Annotated in this window: 19 protein-coding genes and 1 pseudogene; 17 read left to right on the top strand and 3 right to left on the bottom strand. The window is 73.0% G+C overall.

Annotation, left to right across the window (positions count from 1 at the left end; translation table 11 throughout):
- The first annotated feature begins 46 nt into the window (after positions 1-46).
- The 13 genes from RM780_RS13390 to RM780_RS13330 all read left to right on the top strand — a co-directional run bounded on the left by RM780_RS13390 (position 47) and on the right by RM780_RS13330 (position 12,112).
- Positions 47-841 carry an MlaE family ABC transporter permease gene (locus RM780_RS13390; protein WP_311630925.1) on the top strand — a complete coding sequence of 265 codons (795 nt, stop codon included), beginning with the start codon at positions 47-49 and terminating at the stop codon, positions 839-841.
- Positions 838-2,145, top strand: a complete 1,308-nt coding sequence (locus RM780_RS13385; RefSeq protein WP_311630902.1) for an MCE family protein — start codon at positions 838-840, stop codon at positions 2,143-2,145. The genes RM780_RS13390 and RM780_RS13385 overlap by 4 nt, the downstream gene beginning before the upstream one ends.
- Complete coding sequence (locus RM780_RS13380) at positions 2,142-3,173, top strand: MCE family protein (protein ID WP_311630901.1); 1,032 nt, start codon at positions 2,142-2,144, stop codon at positions 3,171-3,173. The genes RM780_RS13385 and RM780_RS13380 overlap by 4 nt, the downstream gene beginning before the upstream one ends.
- Complete coding sequence (locus RM780_RS13375; RefSeq protein WP_311630900.1) at positions 3,170-4,219, top strand: MCE family protein; 1,050 nt, start codon at positions 3,170-3,172, stop codon at positions 4,217-4,219. The genes RM780_RS13380 and RM780_RS13375 overlap by 4 nt, the downstream gene beginning before the upstream one ends.
- Complete coding sequence (locus tag RM780_RS13370; RefSeq protein ID WP_311630899.1) at positions 4,219-5,277, top strand: MCE family protein; 1,059 nt, start codon at positions 4,219-4,221, stop codon at positions 5,275-5,277. Before RM780_RS13375 ends, RM780_RS13370 begins: the two co-directional genes overlap by 1 nt.
- On the top strand, positions 5,274-6,386 hold the full coding sequence (locus RM780_RS13365; protein ID WP_311630898.1) for an MCE family protein: 1,113 nt from the start codon (positions 5,274-5,276) through the stop codon (positions 6,384-6,386). Before RM780_RS13370 ends, RM780_RS13365 begins: the two co-directional genes overlap by 4 nt.
- A complete protein-coding gene (locus RM780_RS13360) occupies positions 6,386-7,621 on the top strand; it encodes an MlaD family protein (RefSeq protein ID WP_311630897.1) in 1,236 nt (411 codons plus the stop codon). Before RM780_RS13365 ends, RM780_RS13360 begins: the two co-directional genes overlap by 1 nt.
- A 69-nt stretch (positions 7,622-7,690) precedes the next feature.
- Positions 7,691-8,386 carry a hypothetical protein gene (locus tag RM780_RS13355; RefSeq protein WP_311630896.1) on the top strand — a complete coding sequence of 232 codons (696 nt, stop codon included), beginning with the start codon at positions 7,691-7,693 and terminating at the stop codon, positions 8,384-8,386.
- The gene (locus RM780_RS13350; protein ID WP_311630895.1) at positions 8,383-9,078 is read left to right on the top strand and encodes a hypothetical protein; all 696 of its coding nucleotides are present in this window, start codon (positions 8,383-8,385) and stop codon (positions 9,076-9,078) included. The genes RM780_RS13355 and RM780_RS13350 overlap by 4 nt, the downstream gene beginning before the upstream one ends.
- A 15-nt stretch (positions 9,079-9,093) precedes the next feature.
- Positions 9,094-9,621, top strand: coding sequence for a hypothetical protein (locus RM780_RS13345; RefSeq protein ID WP_311630894.1), 528 nt, complete (start codon positions 9,094-9,096; stop codon positions 9,619-9,621).
- A 37-nt stretch (positions 9,622-9,658) separates the two neighbouring features.
- A complete protein-coding gene (locus tag RM780_RS13340; protein ID WP_311630893.1) occupies positions 9,659-10,456 on the top strand; it encodes a hypothetical protein in 798 nt (265 codons plus the stop codon).
- Positions 10,457-10,539: 83 nt separating this feature from the next.
- A complete protein-coding gene (locus tag RM780_RS13335) occupies positions 10,540-11,280 on the top strand; it encodes a hypothetical protein (RefSeq protein ID WP_311630892.1) in 741 nt (246 codons plus the stop codon).
- Between the two features lie 73 nt (positions 11,281-11,353).
- Positions 11,354-12,112, top strand: a complete 759-nt coding sequence (locus tag RM780_RS13330; protein ID WP_311630891.1) for a GntR family transcriptional regulator — start codon at positions 11,354-11,356, stop codon at positions 12,110-12,112.
- Positions 12,113-12,151: 39 nt separating this feature from the next.
- Here the strand turns inward: RM780_RS13330 and RM780_RS13325 are convergent, their stop codons facing one another.
- The 3 genes from RM780_RS13325 to RM780_RS13315 form a co-directional block, all read right to left on the bottom strand.
- The gene (locus tag RM780_RS13325; protein WP_311630890.1) at positions 12,152-12,577 is read right to left on the bottom strand and encodes a DUF6278 family protein; all 426 of its coding nucleotides are present in this window, start codon (positions 12,575-12,577) and stop codon (positions 12,152-12,154) included.
- A 93-nt stretch (positions 12,578-12,670) separates the two neighbouring features.
- Positions 12,671-13,453, bottom strand: a complete 783-nt coding sequence (locus tag RM780_RS13320) for an exodeoxyribonuclease III (protein WP_311630889.1) — start codon at positions 13,451-13,453, stop codon at positions 12,671-12,673.
- Between the two features lie 20 nt (positions 13,454-13,473).
- Entirely contained in the window at positions 13,474-14,118 is a 645-nt protein-coding gene (locus RM780_RS13315) for an MBL fold metallo-hydrolase (protein WP_311630888.1), read from the bottom strand.
- Between the two features lie 217 nt (positions 14,119-14,335).
- On the opposite strand from RM780_RS13315, the pseudogene RM780_RS13310 reads away from it, so the two are divergent.
- The 4 genes and pseudogenes from RM780_RS13310 to RM780_RS13295 form a co-directional block, all read left to right on the top strand.
- A pseudogene (locus RM780_RS13310) lies at positions 14,336-15,118 on the top strand (ABC transporter ATP-binding protein); the annotation flags it as partial.
- 182 nt (positions 15,119-15,300) lie between these two features.
- The gene (locus RM780_RS13305) at positions 15,301-16,131 is read left to right on the top strand and encodes an ABC transporter ATP-binding protein (protein WP_311630886.1); all 831 of its coding nucleotides are present in this window, start codon (positions 15,301-15,303) and stop codon (positions 16,129-16,131) included.
- Complete coding sequence (locus tag RM780_RS13300; RefSeq protein ID WP_311630885.1) at positions 16,128-17,018, top strand: branched-chain amino acid ABC transporter permease; 891 nt, start codon at positions 16,128-16,130, stop codon at positions 17,016-17,018. The genes RM780_RS13305 and RM780_RS13300 overlap by 4 nt, the downstream gene beginning before the upstream one ends.
- Entirely contained in the window at positions 17,011-18,150 is a 1,140-nt protein-coding gene (locus tag RM780_RS13295; RefSeq protein WP_311630884.1) for a branched-chain amino acid ABC transporter permease, read from the top strand. The genes RM780_RS13300 and RM780_RS13295 overlap by 8 nt, the downstream gene beginning before the upstream one ends.
- Positions 18,151-18,154: the final 4 nt, after the last annotated feature.

Raw genomic sequence — 18,154 nt, 5'->3', positions numbered from 1 at the left:
CGCGGCCCCCGCGCGCCCGCCGCGACGGCGACCGGCCGACCGGTTCCTGTCCTGGCTCGACGGGCCCGGGGACCAGCTGTCGTTCTACGTCCAGGCGCTGGTGTGGATCCCGCGGGCCACGCGCCGGTACTTCAAGGAGATCCAGCGCCTGCTGGCCGAAGTCGCCTTCGGCACCGGCGGCCTGAGCGTCATCGGCGGCACCATCGGCGTGATGGTCGCCCTGACGCTGGCCACCGGCATGGTGGTCGGCCTCCAGGGCTACGCGGCGCTGAGCCAGATCGGCACCGAGGCCCTGACGGGCTTCGTCTCCGCGTACCTCAACACGCGTGAGATCACGCCCCTGGTCGCCGGCCTGTGTCTGTCGGCGACGATCGGCGCGGGCTTCACCGCCCAGCTCGGTGCCATGCGCATCAACGAAGAGGTCGACGCCCTGGAGAGCATGGGCGTGCGGTCCATGCCCTACCTGGTCTCCACCCGCGTGGTCGCGGGCACCTTCGCCATCATCCCGCTGTACGCGATCGGCCTGCTCAGCTCCTACATCGCGTCCCGGACGATGACGATCGTCTCCGCCGGCCAGTCCACGGGCACCTACGACCACTACTTCAACCTCTTCCTGTCGCCGACCGACGTGGTGCTCTCCTTCGTCAAGGTGATCTTCTTCAGCGTCCTGGTCATCCTCACGCACTGCTACTACGGCTACCGGGCCTCCGGCGGCCCCGCGGGCGTGGGCGTGGCCGTCGGGCGCTCGGTGCGGACCTCGATCGTGCTGATCGGCGTCACCGACTTCTTCCTCAGCCTCGCCATCTGGGGCACGACAACGACCGTGCGAGTGGCCGGATGACAACGACAGCCAAGCGCCCCGCGGCCCAGCCGCCGGCCGGCACCCCCGCGGGCCCGCCCCCGGTGCGCAAGCAGAGCAAGGTGCGCCAGCGGCTCGCGGGCGTCCTCTTCCTCGCCATCCCGATCCTGCTGGTGTGGCTCTCGATCGCCATCTACAACAACACGTTCACCGAGTCGGTGACCGTGGTGGTGGAGACCGGCACGGCGGGGAACGAGATGCGCCCGACCGCGGACGTGAAGATGCGCGGCGTGATCATCGGCGAGGTCCGCGAGGTGGAGGCCAACGGGGAGGGCGCGCGCCTGACCCTCGCCCTCCAGCCGGACGAGGTCGACCGCATCCCCGCGGACGTCGCCGCCCAGCTCCTGCCGACCACCCTCTTCGGCGAGCGCTACGTCGCGCTCGTGCCCCCCGGGGACAGCACGGCCGGCGAGCGGCTGGCCGAGGGCGACGTCATCACCGAGGACCGCAGCTCCAACGCCGTCGAGGTCAACGAGACCCTGGACAACATGCTTCCGATGCTCAACGCCCTTCAGCCGCAGCGGCTCTCGGCCATCCTGACTGCGATGTCGCAGGCGCTGGACGGCCGCGGCACCGACCTGGGCGAGACCATCGTCCGGCTCGACCAGCAGCTGGAGGAGATCAACCCGACGCTTCCGGCCCTCAACGAGGACATCAGCCGGCTGGTGGAGGTCACCAACCTCTACGCGGACGTCGACCCCGATCTGCTGGACGCGCTGGAGGACTTCACCACCACCAGCGCCACCGTCGCCGACCTGCGCGACAACCTGGGCACCCTCTACGCCTCGGTCACCACCGTCTCGCGGGACCTGGACGCGTTCCTGACGCAGAACCAGAGCAACATCATCCGGCTGGCCGAGACCAGCCGCCCGACGATGGAGCTGATCGCGCGGTACTCGCCCGCCTTCCCCTGCACCTTCCGGACCCTGGCGGACTTCGTGCCCGTCATGGACCGGGCGCTGGGCGCCGGCACCGACGAGCCGGGCGTGCACATCAACGTCCAGGTGGTCCAGCCCCGCGGCTCCTACGGCCCCGGTGACACCCCCGGCTACGGCGGGGGCGGCGGCCCGCAGTGCTACGGCGTGCCCTACGGCGGGAGCGGCGGCAACAGCCCGGCCTCCTACACCGGCGGCGAGGGCCTGGGCCTGCCGAACTCCGCGCAGGAGAACGCCCTGGTGCGCGAGCTGCTCGCGGCCGACGGCAGCACCGGGACCGGCGACCTGCCCGAGTGGTCCAGCCTGCTGGCCGGGCCCGCCTTCCGCGGGGCGGAGGTGGAGCTGCGATGAAGCGCTCCGGAATCGCGGGACCGCTGATCAAGTCCCTGATCTTCGTGCTGGTCACCACCCTGTCCACGCTGATCCTGGCGGTCAGCGTGGGCGCCTCCAGCGTCCAGGACGCCGACCGCTACCACGCGCGTTTCACCGACGCCACCGGCCTGGTCGCCGGCGACACCGTCCGCATCGCGGGCGTGGTGGTCGGGGAGGTCACCTCGATCGAGGTGGTCGAACGCCGGTACGCGGAGGTGACGTTCACCGTCGAGGACGACCGGGAGCTGCCCACCGCGGCGACCGCCTCGATCAAGTACCTCAACATGGTCGGCCAGCGCTACGTCTCGCTGGAGCGCGGCGCCGGCGAGGTCGGCAACGCGCTGGAGCCCGGCTCCACCATCCCGCTGGAGCGCACCTCGCCCGCGCTGGACCTCACCCAGCTCTTCAACGGCTTCCAGCCGCTCTTCCGGGGCCTGGACCCGCAGGAGACGAACCAGCTGGCCGGTGAGATCGTGCAGGTCCTCCAGGGCGAGGGCGGCACGATCACCAGCCTGCTGCGCAGCATCGGCTCGCTGACCACGACGCTGGCCGGCGAGGACGAGGTCATCGACGACGTGATCGACAACCTCAACACGGTGCTGACCACCATCGGCGACCGCCAGGAGGACTTCACCGAGCTGGTCTCCACCACCCAGGAGCTGGTCTCGGGCTTCTCCGAGGACCGCGAGGCGCTGGGCGCCTCGGTCCAGGCGATGTCCGACCTGGCCGTCTCCACCGCCGGGCTGGTCGAGCAGGGCCGCGAGCCGCTGCGCCGGGACATCGCGGAGCTGGGCCGGCTGAACAACCTGCTGGTGGACTCCACCCCGCAGATCGAGAACTTCCTCCAGCGGACCCCGGACAAGATGCGGTCCATCGGCCGCCTGGCGTCCTACGGCTCCTGGTTCAACATGTACCTCTGCGAGGCGAACGTGAGCGGCGTGTCCTCCTACGGTGGCGGCGAGCCCCCCACCGGGCTCCCCATCACGGAAGAGCGGTGCACCTCATGAGCCGGGAACGCAAGAAGCCCACGGGGCTGGTGCGGTTTCTGCGCAAGCCGCTCAACGAGCGCAACAACCTGGTCGTCGGCGTCGTCGGCCTGCTGATCACCGCCCTGATCGCGCTGGGCGCCTACCGCGCGGACGCCCTGCCGTTCCTCGGCGGCGGCACCGGCTACACGGCCGAGTTCTCCGACTCGGCCGGGCTGCGGGTCGGGGACGACGTCCGCATCGCGGGCGTCCGGGTCGGCCAGGTCACCGCCGTCAACCTCGACGGGGACCGGGTCGCGGTCGACTTCGAGGTCGAGAACGCCTGGGTGGGCAACTCCAGCGAAGTGGCCATCGGCATCCGCACCCTGCTGGGCGCCAAGTACCTGGCGCTCGACCCGCAGGGCCCCGAGGAGCAGGACCCGGGCGAGCGCATCCCGCTGGACCGCACGACCACCCCGCTGGACGTCACCCAGGCGTTCCAGCAGCTGGGCGAGACCGTCGGCGAACTGGACACCGAGGCCATCGGGGAGAGCTTCGAGGCCATCTCCGACGCCTTCCGCGAGACCTCGCCCGAGGTCGACGCGGTCCTCAACGGCGTCGCGGACCTCTCGGAGGTCATCAACCAGCGCGACGCCGAGCTGTCGCAGCTACTGGAGAGCGCCGACGACATCTCCGCCGTGCTGGCCGACCAGAGCGACGAGTTCGAGCGGCTGATCAACGACGGCAACCTGCTGCTGGAGGAGGTGCGGGCCCGCCGCGAGGCGATCAACGCCCTCTTCCGCTCCACCGTCACCCTCAGCGAGCAGTTGACGGGCCTGGTGCAGGACAACCAGGAGCAGATCCAGCCCACTCTCAACAGCCTCGACCAGGTCGCGGACGTCTTCCTGGAGAACCAGGAGCAGCTCGACGAGGTCCTGGCCACGGCCGGCCCCTACTATCGCCTGCTGGGCAACGCCGTCGGCTCGGGCCGCTGGCTCGACACCTACATCTGCGGGCTGGTCCCCGAGGCGTACGTGCCGCAGGCCGTGCCCGACGAGGGCTGCGTGTCCCCCCGAGGAGGCCAGTGATGCGAAGGCTGTTCACCCGCACCCGCCTGCTGCTGGCCCTGGCCGGCGTGGTCGTGCTGGTCCTGCTGGCCAACCTCGTCGGCGTCATCAACCTCTTCGGCTCCGGCACCAAGGAGTACATCGCGTACTTCGACCGCACCGTGGGCGTTCGCCCCGGCTCGGACGTGCGCATCCTGGGCGTGCGGGTCGGGGAGGTCAACTCGGTCACCCCCGAGGGCACCCAGGTCCGGGTGTCCGTCTCGGTGGACGAGGACGTCGAGATACCCGCCGAGGCCCAGGTCGCGGTCATCTACCCCAGCATCGTGGCCGACCGGTACATCCAGTTCACCCCTGCCTACACCGGCGGCGAGGTGATGGAGGACGGTGCCGTCGTGCCGCTGGAGCGCACCGCGATACCCCTGGAGGTCGACGACCTCTACGAGAGCCTCACCGAGATCAGCGACGCCCTCGGCCCCGAGGGCGCCAACGCCGACGGCGCCCTGACCGACCTGCTGAACGTCGGCGCCGAGAACCTCGACGGCCGTGGCCGCGAGATGGCCAACATGATCGACCAGTTCTCCGGCGCCGCCGGCACCATCGGCGACAGCAGCGACAACCTCTTCGCCACCATCGAGAGCCTGGCCGAGTTCACCTCCATGCTGGAGGAGAACGACGACGGGGTCCGGCAGGCGGAGGAGCAACTGGCCGACGTGGCCTCCTTCCTCGCGGAGGACCGTGACGAACTGGCCGCCGCCCTCGACCAGTTGTCGACGGCGCTGGGCCAGGTGGAGTCGTTCATCGGGGACAACCGCCAGGCCCTGACCGCCAACGTCAACCAGCTCGCGGACCTCACCCAGAGCCTGGTCGACCAGCGGGCCTCGCTGGCCGAGGCCCTGGACGCGGCGCCCAACGCCGTCGGCAACGTCCTGAACGCCTACAACCCGCGCACTCGCGCCTTCGACACCCGCGGCAACCTCAACGAGGTGAGCATGGTCCCGCTGACCACCTCCGAGTCCACCATGCTGCTGCCGCTCTCCGGGGGCAACGGCTACCGCCTGGAAGAGGGTGGCGCGGAGTGAAGACCTCCACCAAGGCCGCCGTCACCGTCGGCTGCGCCGGCCTCGCCCTCGCCGTGGCGTTCTCGTTGCCCAGCGTGCTGAACGCCCTGCCCACCTTCGAGGAACTGCCGCTGCCCGGCGGCGCCGAGCTGGGCGACAACCCCTACACCGTGACCGCCGAGTTCGAGGACGTGCTCAGCCTCGTCCCGCACTCCTCGGTCAAGGTCAACGACGTCGACGTCGGCCAGGTCACCGACATCGACCTGGCCGCCGACGGCTGGCACGCCCGCGTCACCATGCGCATCAACGGCGACGTGCGGCTGCCCGAGAACGCCTACGCCGCCGTCGAGCAGTCCTCCCTGCTGGGCGAGAAGTACATCCAGCTCCTCGCCCCCGAGGACGACGAGGCCCGCGGCCAGCTCGCCAACGGCGACGTCATCCCCGCGCAGCGGACCAACCGCAACGTGGAGGTCGAGGAGGTCTTCGGCGCGATGTCGCTGGTCCTCAACGGCGGCGGCATCGACCAGATCCGCACCATCAGCGAGGAGCTGAACAACGCCCTGGGCGGCAACGAGCTGGAGGCGCGCGGCGTACTGGAGCAACTGGAGGTCCTGGTCGCCGACCTGGACGGCCAGCGCGAGGAGATCGTCGGGGTCCTCCAGGGCATGGACCGCCTCTCCTCCACCCTCGCCGAGCGGGACGAGGTCATCGCCACCACGCTGGAGGAGATGGAGCCCGGCCTGGCCACGCTGGAGGACCAGCGCGCCTCGCTGATGGCCATGCTCAACTCCATCGACGACCTGGGCGACGTGGCCATCGACACCATCAACCGCACCACGGACGACATCGTGGCCGACCTGGAGGCGCTGGCCCCGATCGTGAGCAACCTGGCCGACGCCGGGGAGAGCCTGCCCAACTCCCTGGAGGTGCTGGCCACCTACCCCTTCACCGACGAGGTCATGAACGGCATCCGGGGCGACTACCTGAACGCCTACATCAACATCGCGGCCCCCCGCGGGACCCAGGTCATCCCGCCGCTGAGCCTCGGGGAGAACCGCTCGGGCGCCGCGTCCGACTCCGACACCCGGAGCGCCCCGCTCCCGCTGCCGGCCGCGGGAGGCGGTTCCTGATGCTGACCCTCGCCACCAGGCTGAAGAACATCGCCTTCCTCATCATCGGCGCCATCGCCATCGGCTACCTCGGCGTCAACTACGCCGACCTCGGCCGGTACGTCGGCGTGACCAACTACTACGAGGTCACCGTCGAACTCGCGGAGACCGGCGGCCTGTACGAGCACGCCGACGTCACCTACCGCGGCGTGTCCGTGGGCCGGGTCGGACCCATCGAGCTGACGGACCAGGGCATCGAGGCCACGATCCGCATCGAGAACTCGGCGCCCGACATCCCGCAGGACACCGACGCCGCGGTGGAGTCCCTCTCCGCCATCGGCGAGCAGTTCCTCGACCTGCGCCCGCGCACCGACTCCGGGCCCTTCCTCGGGGACGGCGCCCGCATCACGCAGAACAACACCACCACCCCGCCGCCCGTCACCGACATGCTCGCCAGCCTCAACGACCTGGTCGGCTCCGTGCCGCTGGACTCGCTGGAGACGGTGATGACCGAGCTGGGCACCGGACTCGAGGGCCAGGGCGACCGCCTCGGCGGCATCATCGAGGCGGGCAACGACATCGTCGCCGCCGCCCAGGAGGTCCTGCCGGACACCACCCGGCTGATCGTGGACTCCCAGACGGTCCTGGCCACCCAGGCCGAGATGGGCGACGCGCTGACCGAGTTCGCGGAGGGCGCCGCCCTGCTCTCCCAGCAGCTGGTCGACTCCGACCAGGACATCCGCGACGTGATCGACGCCGCCCCCGGCGCCGCCGGCGAGATCGACGCCCTGCTGCGGGACACCAACCCCGGCCTGAGCGTCCTGATCGCCAACCTGCTCACCACCTCCGACCTGATGATCACCCGCCAGGGCGGCATCGAGGAGCTGATGGTCAGGGCGCCGCAGGTCATCGCCGCGGGCTCCACCGCGGTGACGCCCAACGGCATCAACGGCGGCCTGGCGCTCACGTTCTTCCAGCCGATGCCGTGCACCGCCGGTTACGGCGGGACCACCTACCGCAACGGGCTGGACACACGGGACGCTCCGCTGAACACTGAGGCCCGGTGCACCGCCTCGCCCGGCAGCGGCGTCAACGTCCGCGGCTCGCAGAACGCGCCCTCCGGGGGCGTTCCCGACGCGGCCAGGGCCGGGTCCGTGCAGCTGCCCGGCGCGCTGGGCCTGCCCGGCACGGGCGGCGGCTCGAACGGCTCGGGCTCCGGCGGAGGCGGCCTCGGCGGCCTGCTCGGCCTGGACTGACGGGCGCCGGGACCAGCGGGCGCCGGCACCCGGCGGGCGCATCGACATCAGGGACGGAGGAGAGCGGACATGGCGAGAGCCAAGGGGAAGACGCCCGGCGAGGACGGGGCCGAGCCCTCACCCCGGCCGGGCCGCGGCCGGCGCCTCCGCACCGTGGCGATCTGGGTGGCCGCGGTCGCCATCCTGGGCTTCTGCGCCTTCGGGGCCCGCTCCTACTGGCAGGCCAGCAACGACGAGGACCTCGACTTCGCCGCCACCCGCGACGAGGTGCTGGAGGCGGGCGAGGACCACCTGGCCCGGCTCAACACCCTGCGCGGCGGCGACGCCGACGCGATCGGCGCAGAACTGGACGAGTGGCTGGAGGTCACCACCGGCCCCCTCCACGACGAGCTGGAGCGCACCCGCGAGGAGAGCACCGAGGTCCTGGTCGCCGACGGCTCCAGCACCACCGGCACCGTCACCGACGCCGCCGTCACCCAGCTCGACCAGCGCGCCGGCACCGCGCGCCTGATCGCCACCCTGGAGGTGGAGACCACGCCCCGCGACGGCGACCCCTCCACCGACCGCAGGCGCCTGGAGGCCGGGCTCTCCCACACCGACGAGGGCTGGCGCGTGACCTCGCTCACCTCCCTGGTCATCGACCAGCCGCAGGAGGACGCCGAGGAGGGCGACGCGGCCGGGGAGGGCGAGGACGGCGGCGCGGGCGCAGGCGACGCCGCCGGAGCCGGGCAGTCCGAGGACGACCAGCCGGAGGGACAGCAGTGACCAGCAGTACCGCACCCGTCGGCTCCGCCGAGTCGCCCGAGGCCACGGACCCCGCCGCCCCCGGGCAGGAGGAGAGCGCCAAGGCCCCCGGCCACCGCCGCCGCAAGGAGCGCAAGCAGCGCAACGCCAGGCTCCGCAAGGTCAAGCTCCGCAAGGACGAGGACCGCAAGGAGCCCCGCGAGCCCGGCCGCCGCCGCGGCCTGCTGCGCGTGGCCGGCATCCTTGTCCTCGCCGCCGCGCTCGTCGCCGGCACGGCCCTCACCGTCCGTGCCGGCCAGCTCCGCGACGAGGGCCGGACCGACAACCTCGCGCTCACCGACTACGACGCCACCAGCCGCGTCATCAACGACGTGAGCAACGCCCTGGCCACCGTCTTCTCCTACACCCCCGGCACCCTGGCCGACACCCAGGAGCGGGCCGGCGAGTGGCTGAGCGGCCCGGCGGCCGAGGAGTACGAGACGCTGATGCGCGAGGTGGAGACCCTGGCCGCCGAGCAGCAGCTGTCCATGGACACCGCCGTCCTGCGGGCCGGCGTCCGCGAGCTCACCGAGGACACCGCCCGCCTGCTGGTCTTCCTCGACCAGGTCTCCGAGCGCGCGGGCCAGGAACCGACCACCGTCGCCGCCCAGCTCACGGTCACCGCGGAACTGATCGGCGAGCGGTGGCGTATCGTCGGCATCACCTCGCGCTAGGCCAGGAGGACCACCATGCTGACCACCCTGCGGCGGAACGCCCTGCTGGCCACCGCCCTGCTCCTGGCCCTCGCGGCCGTCCTGGCCGCCGCCGGCGCCTCGTACGCCTGGTACGACGCGGCCAACGAGGAGGACTCCAGCTACGCCGAGACCCGCGACGAGGTCCTGGCGGACGCGGAGCAGGCGGTTCAGAATCTGAACACTCTGGACTACCGTGACTTCGACTCGGGGTTCGACCTGTGGCTCCAGTCCTCCACCGGGGACCTCCACGAGGAGTTCGTCAACGGCCGGGCCACGCTGGAGGAGGCCGTGAACGAGGGGCAGACGGTCACCACGGCGGAGGTGCTCTCCTCCGCCGTCACGGAGCTGGACGAGCGGGCCGGCCGGGCGGGCGTGATGGTGGTCATCGCCCTGACCCGCGACCCGGCCGACGGCGACCCGGTGACCTCGGCCCAGCGGATCGTGGCCGAGATGACCAGGACCGAGGACGGATGGAAGCCGAACGCCGCGGGGCAGGCGATCGGGAACCGCACGGCGGAATGACGCGCAGCAGGACGGCCGAGAGGAACCAGCCATGTCGATGAGCCGACACCTTGTGAACCGGCAGCGGCGTCTGGCCAACCGACCCGGCCAGCGCCCCGAGCCCGGACGCGAGCCCGAGGAGCGCCCCGAGGCCGAGGAGGCCGAGCGGGAGGGCGGCGGGCAGCCCGTCGCCACCCTCGTGGACACCCGCGAGAAGCCCGACGCCGGGAAGGACGCCGAGGAGGCCGGGGAGCGCCCGGCCAAGGCGGCCGATCGGGAGCGTCGTAAGGCCGAACGGCCCGTGCCCCCGCGCGCGCAGGAGCCCTCCGACGCCGGCCCCGGCCGTTCCCGCAGGGTCCTGATCGGCGTCCTGGCTGCCGTCACCGTGATCTTCGGCGTCTTCGCCGTGTACGCCAACTCCCGGGCCGGAAGCGAGGGCGACTCGGCCGCCGCCGAGAACACGGCCCTGGTCGACACCGCCCGGACCTCCGAGATCATCGGCAGCGTCTCGGAGGCGGTCAACGACCTCTTCTCCTACGACTCGGAGAACCCCGCGGCGCTGGAGGAGTCCGCCCGCGAGCACCTGACGGGCGACGCGGTCGACCAGCACGCCCAGCTCCTGGCGCCTGTGATCGCGGCCGGCGAGGAGAACGCGCTCGTGCTGACCACCACGGTCACCCACGCCGGCGTCGAGCTGATCGACGGCGACCGGGCCCGGGTCCTGTTCTACGCGGACCAGAGCAACACCCGGCTCGGCGAGGAGGGCGACACCAACTACAGCGCGGCCGTCCTCGCGGTCGACGTGGTCAACCAGGACGGCGAGTGGAAGATCGCCGCCTTCGACACCTTCGCCTGAGCCGCGCGGTTCCGGCGCCCCCGCGCCCCTCTCGTTGACCGGACCGGTCCCGGGCGGGGCGCGGCGCGGGTAGATTCCCGGCCATGAATGACGACGTCCGCTCGCTCCTGATCGCTGTCGCGGCCACCGCCGTCGCCGCCGTCCTGCTCGGGTGGTTCCTTCGCAGCTACCGCGAGGAACGGGCCACCCGCCGCCTCCAGACCTTCTTCGGCCTTCCCGACAACTCCGAATGCCTGCTCGTGGTCGGCCGGGACGCCGGCACGGACGGGGCGGTGGCCCGCAACGACGTCTCGGCGCTGCTGGAGCTGGCCGCCGTCGTCAAGAACTGCGGGGCGCACGCCCAGCTCGTCTCCGGCGAGAACGCACGGCAGGGCTTCGGGGAGCTGACCGAGTTCTGCATAGGCGGGCCGGTGAGCAACCGGCGTACCGCCGCCCACCTGGCCGGCCTGCTGCCGGGCGTCTCGGTGAACACCGAGGGCGAACCGGGCGCGGACCGGGGGGCGTTCCTCATCGGCTCGGACCGCTACCGGCTGGAGAACGGCTCCGTGGAGCACGTGCTGCTGGCGCGGCTGACCGCCGGGCAGCGGGGACGGCCGTTGTTCCTCATCTGCGGGCAGCGCTCGGTCACCAGCCAGGCCGCCGCCCGCTACCTCGCGCGGCACCACGCGCGGCTGGCCCGCAAGCACGGCTCGGGCGGCGACTTCTGCCTGCTGCTGCGGGTGGTCAACTCCCAGGCCTACGGCGCGGATGTCGTCGAACTGGTCAAAGATGTCACCAAGTCGGCCACCGTGCCACCCAAGCTCACCAGCAGTAAGGATCTCTGACGCGGTGTGACGTAGCCTGGTGCCAGAAGGGGTACGTACGGCACGCACGCGCCTGCGAAGGGAGAGGCCGGGGATGGGTGAGCGCCGACCGGTGTACCAGTGGATCGCCGACGACTTGCGCCGCCAGATCGACGAGGGGGTGTTCGGGGTGGGGGCCCGCATCCCGTCCCGCTCCGAGCTGAAGCGGAAGTACCGCGCGAGCGACCAGACGGTGGACCGGGCGGTGCGCGTGCTCAAGGCCGCCGGTTACGCCACGGGACAGTTCGGCCGGGGGGTGTTCGTCAGCGACCGCGCCCCGATCGGCGCGCTGGTCCGCACCACCGATGCGGTGGACTCGCCGCTCGCGGCCCGGATCAGCGTCCCCGGGGAGCCCGGGGGGCCGGCGCTGGCCTGGGAGGCGGTCTCCGCGGCGACGGAGGCGCCCGAGGAGATCGCCAGGCGCCTGGGGGTCCCGGCGGGGGAGCGGGTGATGCGCACGCGGTACGAGTACCTGGCCGACCGGCGCCCGCTCCAGCTCGCGACGAGCTGGGAGCCGCTGGCCCTGACCGAGGGCACGGACGTGGTCTTCCCCGAGCGCGGCCCCTACGCGCGTCGCGGCGTCCGGGGCCGCTTCGCGGCGATCGGCATCCGGATCGTCCAGGCCAAGGAGATCGTCGGCTCCCGCCCGGCCACCAGCCCCGAGGCCGACGCCCTGGGCTGCGCCCCCGGCCAGTGCGTCACGGCCGTCGAACGCACCCACTACGACGCCGACGCCCGCCCCGTAGAAACCTCCGACACGATCATCCTGGGCGACCGCTGGCGCCTGGAGTACGCCATCGACTTCGGGGGGTGAATGCGCCCGGTGCCCGCCGGGGCCGGCGCGCGCCGCGGCTCAGCCGCCCGCCGCCTCCGCGTAGATCTGGGCCAGCTCGGGGGAGCCGGTGTCGGCCCAGGACTGGCCCAGGGCGGCGACGTCGAGTTCGCGGCCGGAGGGGAGGAGGATCCGGGGGGTGCCGTCGGGGGCGGGGATCCAATGGGCGCCGGGGAGGGTGCGGACGATGACCGTGCCCAGGTAGAGGCCGGCGTCGTTGGCCAGCCAGGGGAGCTCCTCGGGGTCGTCGCGCCAGCGCGGCAGGAGCTGGTCGAGGGCGGCGAGCGAGGCGGGGGTGTCGCCGAGGACGAGGCCCGCCCGCTGGGCGCGCACCCGCAGCAGCTCGCACTCGGACAGGAGCTGGGTCACCCCTTCCGAGTCCGACCAGGCGCCGCTCGACGCGGGAGCCGGCCGCTTGCGCCAGTTGTCCAGGAAAGGGATGTTCATCGTTCCAGGGTCGCATCCCGCCGGGGAAGCACACCACAGGGCACGCGCCAGGCGGGATGTGCACGCACGTTCACGGGCGTTCGGGAGCGTTCATCAGCCGAGGGCCAGGTCAACGACGACCGGGGCGTGGTCGGAGGCGCCCTTGCCCTTGCGCTCCTCCCGGTCCACGTAGGCGTCCTTGACCGCGCCGGCGAAGGGCGCGTTCCCGTAGACGAGGTCGATGCGCATGCCGCGGTTCTTCGGGAAGCACAGCCGGCGGTAGTCCCAGTACGTGAAGGGGTGCTCGTACTTCAGGGGCCGCGGCACCACATCCGACAGGCCCGTGGAGCGCAGCGCCGCCAGCGCCTCCCGCTCCACGTCGGTGACGTGCGTGGAGTCCTCGAACGCGGCGCGGTCCCACACGTCCTCGTCCGCGGGCGCGACGTTGAAGTCGCCCAGGACGGCGAACGGCCGCTCCCCGGCCGCGTCCTGGGCGACCGTCTCGCGCAGCGCGGCCAGCCAGCGCAGCTTGTACGCGAAGTGCGGGTGGCCCACCTCGCGGCCGTTGGGCACGTACACCGACCACACGCGCACGCCGCCGCAGGTGGCGGCCACCGCCCGCGGCTCGTCCTTGCCGTCGAACTCGGGCCCGCCCACCAGGCCGCGCGTCACGTCCTCCAGGCCGGTCCGGGAGACGACGGCCACGCCGTTCCACCGCCCGTCGGCGACGACGGCGGCCTCGTAACCCAGCGCGCGCAGCGGCTCGGCGGGGAACGCGGCGGGCTCGCACTTCAGCTCCTGCAGGCAGAGCACGTCGGTGCCGGTGCGCTCCAGCCAGGCGAGCAGCCGCTCGGTGCGGACGGTGACGGAGTTGACGTTCCAGGTGGCGATGCGCATGACGGCCCTCCCGGGGGCGATCAGAGGGAGACGGATTCGCCGGGGCTGAGCCGGGCGTAGGCGGCGGAGCCGATGCCGGGCCCCTGGGGGCCGAGGTTGCGGCCGTAGACCAGCAGGCCCGTGTCGGAGAGCAGCCCGTCGTGCACGGCGAAGGCCCGCTCGGGGGCGACCGCGCGGATGTAGTCCACGACCTCGGAGAACTTGCTCCACGGCGCGTGCACCGGCAGCAGCAGCGTCTCCACGGGGCGGCCGGGCACGGTCAGCGCGTCCCCGGGGTGGAAGACGGAGCCGTCCACGACGAAGCCGACGTTGGCGATCCGGGGCAGGTCGGGGTGGATCACGGCGTGCAGCTCGCCGTGCGCCTCGACCGCGAAGCCGGCGGCGGTGAAGGTGTCCCCGTCGCCGACCGCGTGCACCCGCCCCGGGTAGGCCGCCGACAGGGCGCCGGCCACGCTGCCCGGCGCCCACAGCTCCACGCCGGGGGCGGCGTCCAGCGCGGCGCGCAGGCGGCCCTCGTCGAAGTGGTCGGGGTGCTCGTGGGTGACGAGCAGCGCGTCCGCCCCGGCCGCCGCGTCCGCCTCGCTGAACGCGCCCGGGTCGATGACCAGCGTGCGCCCCTCCCGCTCCAGGCGGACGCAGGCGTGCCCCTTCTTGGTGAGCTTCATGCGGCCCATTCTGCTACGCCCCTCCGACAACGCCCCCGGGGGACGCCCGGGCCGGCCGGTGCGCGGGTCCTCGCGGCGGCGCCCCCCGCGTTGTGCACGCGCACAGCGGCCCGCCCGGGGCGTTGGTCAGCCGCAGCGATTCGCGATCCGTGCATGGACCCTCCTGCCCGGCCGGTGCTGGATTGGCCTCCACGTCCTGCCAGGAAGGAGCCGGCCCATGGGGGCTGCCGTTGTGAACGTGCGCGAGCTGAGCGCCGCGTACGGCCCGGTGCGCGCGCTCAGCGGCGTATCCCTCGAGGTGCCCGAGGGGGCCGTGACCACCGTGCTGGGCGGGAACGGCGCGGGCAAGTCGACGCTGCTGCGCGCCATCTCGGGCACCCTGCCGTTCCACGGCGGCGCCGTGCGCGGCGGGGAGATCCGCCTGGGCGAGGAGGTGCTCACCGGCCGCCGGGCGGACCGGGTGGTCGCCGCCGGCGTCGTGCAGGTGCCGGAGGGCCGCCAGGTCTTCTCCCGGATGAGCGTGGCCGACAACCTGCGAGCCGGCGCCCTGGGCGAACGCGGCCGGCGGGCCGGGCGCCAGGCGGGCCGCGAGGTGCTGGAGCGGATCTTCGAGCTGTTCCCCGTGCTGAAGGAGCGCGCGGGGCAGCGCGCCGGGCTGCTGTCGGGCGGCGAGCAGCAGATGCTGGCCATGGGCCGCGCGCTGATGGCCAGGCCCCGGCTGCTGCTGCTGGACGAGCCGTCCCTGGGCCTGTCCCCGCTGATGACGGCCCGCATCGCCGAGACCATCCGCGAGATCAACGCGGATGGAACGGCCGTGCTGCTGGTCGAGCAGAACGCCGCGCTGGCGCTGCGCCTGGCCTCCACGGCTTGCGTGCTGGAGAACGGCCAGGTCGTGCTGGCCGGGGACGCGGCCGAGCTGGCGGCGAGCGACGAGGTACGCCGCCGCTACCTGGGCATCGCCGAGGAGGACCCGGCCGAGGACCCGGCCGAGGACCCGGCCGAGGACGCGGGCGGGGACCCGGGCGAGGCCCCGGACAACGACGCGGGCCAGGCCGTGGACAGGGCCGTGGACAAGGCCGCGGGCCAGGCCGCGGGCCAGGCCGCGGGCCAGGCCGCGGGCCAGGCCGCGGGCCAGGCCGGGGACAAGGCCCCCGCGCCCGCCGCCCGCCCCGCGCTGGCGAGGTGGTCCGCGTGAGCGCCCCGCCCGCCCTGGCCGTTCGCGACCTGACCGTCCGCTTCGCCGGCCTCACCGCCCTGGACGGCGTCGGCTTCACCGTCGAGCCCGGCACCATCCACGCCGTGATCGGCCCCAACGGCGCCGGCAAGAGCACCTGCTTCAACGTCCTCTCCGGCGTCTACCGCGCCACCTCCGGCAGCGTGCGCCTGGGCGAGCGGGAGCTGACCCGCGCCACCCCGCACGCGATCGCCTCCCTCGGCGTGGCCCGGACGTTCCAGAACATCGCGCTCTCCGCGCACGCCAGCGTGGCCGACACCCTCATGCTCGGCCGCCACCGGCTGACCCGCGCCGGGTTCCTGTCCACCGGCCTGCGCCTGCCCTCCGCCGGGCGCGAGCACGCCCGGCACTGGGCCCGGGTGCGGGAGGTCGCCGCGTTCCTCGGCCTCGAACGCCACCTGGGCGCGCCCGCCGGGCTGCTGCCCTACGGCGTGCAGAAGCTGGTCGAGCTGGGCCGGGCGCTGTGCATGGAGCCCGAGGTTCTGCTGCTGGACGAGCCCATCGCCGGGATGACTCCGGCCGAGCGGCGGAACACCGCCGAGCTGATCGCCTCCGTCCGCGACAGCCTCGGCCTGTCCGTGCTGCTGGTGGAGCACGACATGGCCGTGGTGATGCGCCTGGCCGACACCGTCACGGTGCTCGACTTCGGCCGCAAGATCGCCGAGGGCACGCCCGCCCTGGTGCAGAACGACCCCGAGGTGGTCCGCGCCTACCTCGGCGAGCCGCAGCCGGATTCGGAGCCCGAGGGCCGGCCGGCGGGAAGGGAATCCACCCCGTGACCACATTTCTCGAACTCCTCATCAGCGGAGTCTCGCTGGGCTCGGTCTACGCGCTGATCGCGCTGGGCTTCGTGATCATCTACAAGTCGACCGAGGTCGTGAACTTCGCCCACGCCTCCCTGCTGCTGGCCGGCGGCTACATCGCCGTCCGCGCCCAGGAGTCCCTCGGCTTCTGGGGCGGCCTGCTGGCCGGGGTCGCCGGGGCCGCGCTGCTCGGCACCTTGCTGGAGACGCTGGTCATCCGCCGCTACCGGGGCGCGGACCCCGCGCCGCTGGCGATCGTCACCATCGGCGTCGACATCGTGCTGCTGACCGAGCTGGGCCGCCGCATCGGGCCCGACATCTTCACCTTCGAGGACCCCTGGGGCAACGCCCTGCTGACCGCGGGCTCGGTGACCGTGCCGCAGACGCGGGTGGCCGCGTTCCTCGCCGCCGCGCTGCTGATCGCGGTCTTCCTGGCCGCGTTCCGCTGGACGCCCTGGGGCCTGTCGATGCGCGCCGCGGCCGAGAACCGGGAGACCGCCGCCCTGATGGGCATCCGGCTCGGCCGGGTCTCCGCCTCCGCCTGGGCCGTGGCCGGGGCGCTGGCCGCCGTCGCCGCGCTGTTCCTGTCCGTCTTCCCCACCTCCGGCCTGGACCGCGACACCGGCCAGGTCGCGCTGGCCGCCTTCCCCGCCGCCATCATCGGCGGCCTCGACTCCACCACCGGCGCCCTGGCCGGCGGCCTGATCGTCGGGCTCACCGAGGCCCTGACCACCGGATACGCCGACGAACTGGCCTTCCTGGGCAGTGGGTTCGGCGAGCTGGCGCCGTACGTCGTGATGGTCCTGGTGCTGCTGGCCCGGCCCTCCGGACTCTTCGGAATGAGGGAGCCCTCGCGTGTCTGACGTTTCTGCCGTGCCCGCCGTGCCCGCCGTGTCCGCCGAGCCGGGGCCGCGGCGCGCGCTGCCCGCCCTGCTGCGCCGCCGCCTCCCCGCCCTCGCCGCCGCGCTGGTGCTGCTGGCCCTCCCCTTCTACCTGGAGCGCTTCTGGCTCCAGGCCGGGCTGTTCGCCATGGCCGCCGGGATCGGGGCGATCGGCATCAACCTGCTGACCGGCGCGACCGGCCAGCTCTCCCTGGGCCACGCCTTCTTCCTCGCGGTCGGCGCCTACGGCTACTGCGTCCTGGCCGCCGACGGCGACGGCAGCGGCGGCGACCTGGTGGGCCTCGGCCTGCCGCCGGTCCTCGCCGCCGTCCTGGCCGTGGCCCTGGCCGGGGTGGCGGGCGGCCTGTTCAGCCCGATCGCCGGGCGCCTGCGCGGCGCGTACCTCGGCATCGCCACCCTGGCGCTGATCTTCATCGGCCAGCACGTGCTGCTCAACGCCCACGACCTGACCGGCGGCTTCAACGGCCGTTCCGTCCCCGTGCTGTCCGCCTTCGGGTTCTCCTTCGACGAGACGCCCACCGTCGTGGCGGGCGTGCCCTTCGGCAGCGCCGAGAAGCTCTGGTACGCCGGGCTGCTGCTCCTGGCCCTGGGCGCCTTCTTCGCCCGCGGCGTGCTGCGCGGGCGGCCCGGCCGGGCGTTGAACGCCATCCGCGACCACCGGATCGCCGCCGGCGTGATGGGGGTGCCGGTGGCCCGGTACCGGGCGGCGGTGTTCGTGCTGTCCTCCATGTACGCCGGGCTGGCCGGCGTCCTGCTGGCGCTGATCTTCCAGCACATGGTGCCCGGCTACTTCGGCATCGTGCTGTCCCTGGAGTACCTGGCCATCATCGTCATCGGCGGCCTGGGCACCGTCAACGGAGCCCTGGTCGGCGCGGCGTTCGTCTCGCTGATCCCGCAGATCCTCACCCGCTACGCCGAGTCGCTGCCCCTGGTCTCCGCCCCCGGCACCGGCGGCATCGCGCCCGGCGAGGCTTCCAGCTATCTGTACGGCGCCGCCGTGGTGGTGACCGTCCTCTTCCTGCCGGGTGGCCTGGCGCGCCTGCCGGCCACCCTCCGCGCCCGCAGACAGCGGCGCACGCCTGAAACCGCTTGAGGAA

Source organism: Streptomyces boetiae (assembly GCF_031845405.1).
In the GTDB taxonomy this organism is placed as follows: Bacteria; Actinomycetota; Actinomycetes; order Streptomycetales; family Streptomycetaceae; genus Streptomyces; species Streptomyces boetiae.
This window is presented reverse-complemented; position numbering and strand designations above follow the sequence as displayed.

What these genes read in the sequence shown, in the direction of transcription:
- RM780_RS13385 (WP_311630902.1), top strand. Translation starts at nt 838, where the DNA reads ATGACAACGACAGCCAAGCGCCCCGCGGCCCAGCCGCCGGCCGGCACC.
- RM780_RS13380 (WP_311630901.1), top strand. Translation starts at nt 2,142, where the DNA reads ATGAAGCGCTCCGGAATCGCGGGACCGCTGATCAAGTCCCTGATCTTC.
- RM780_RS13375 (WP_311630900.1), top strand. Translation starts at nt 3,170, where the DNA reads ATGAGCCGGGAACGCAAGAAGCCCACGGGGCTGGTGCGGTTTCTGCGC.
- RM780_RS13370 (WP_311630899.1), top strand. Translation starts at nt 4,219, where the DNA reads ATGCGAAGGCTGTTCACCCGCACCCGCCTGCTGCTGGCCCTGGCCGGC.
- RM780_RS13360 (WP_311630897.1), top strand. Translation starts at nt 6,386, where the DNA reads ATGCTGACCCTCGCCACCAGGCTGAAGAACATCGCCTTCCTCATCATC.
- RM780_RS13355 (WP_311630896.1), top strand. Translation starts at nt 7,691, where the DNA reads ATGGCGAGAGCCAAGGGGAAGACGCCCGGCGAGGACGGGGCCGAGCCC.
- RM780_RS13345 (WP_311630894.1), top strand. Translation starts at nt 9,094, where the DNA reads ATGCTGACCACCCTGCGGCGGAACGCCCTGCTGGCCACCGCCCTGCTC.
- RM780_RS13340 (WP_311630893.1), top strand. Translation starts at nt 9,659, where the DNA reads ATGAGCCGACACCTTGTGAACCGGCAGCGGCGTCTGGCCAACCGACCC.
- RM780_RS13335 (WP_311630892.1), top strand. Translation starts at nt 10,540, where the DNA reads ATGAATGACGACGTCCGCTCGCTCCTGATCGCTGTCGCGGCCACCGCC.
- RM780_RS13330 (WP_311630891.1), top strand. Translation starts at nt 11,354, where the DNA reads ATGGGTGAGCGCCGACCGGTGTACCAGTGGATCGCCGACGACTTGCGC.
- RM780_RS13325 (WP_311630890.1), bottom strand. Translation starts at nt 12,577, where the DNA reads ATGAACATCCCTTTCCTGGACAACTGGCGCAAGCGGCCGGCTCCCGCG.
- RM780_RS13320 (WP_311630889.1), bottom strand. Translation starts at nt 13,453, where the DNA reads ATGCGCATCGCCACCTGGAACGTCAACTCCGTCACCGTCCGCACCGAG.
- RM780_RS13315 (WP_311630888.1), bottom strand. Translation starts at nt 14,118, where the DNA reads ATGAAGCTCACCAAGAAGGGGCACGCCTGCGTCCGCCTGGAGCGGGAG.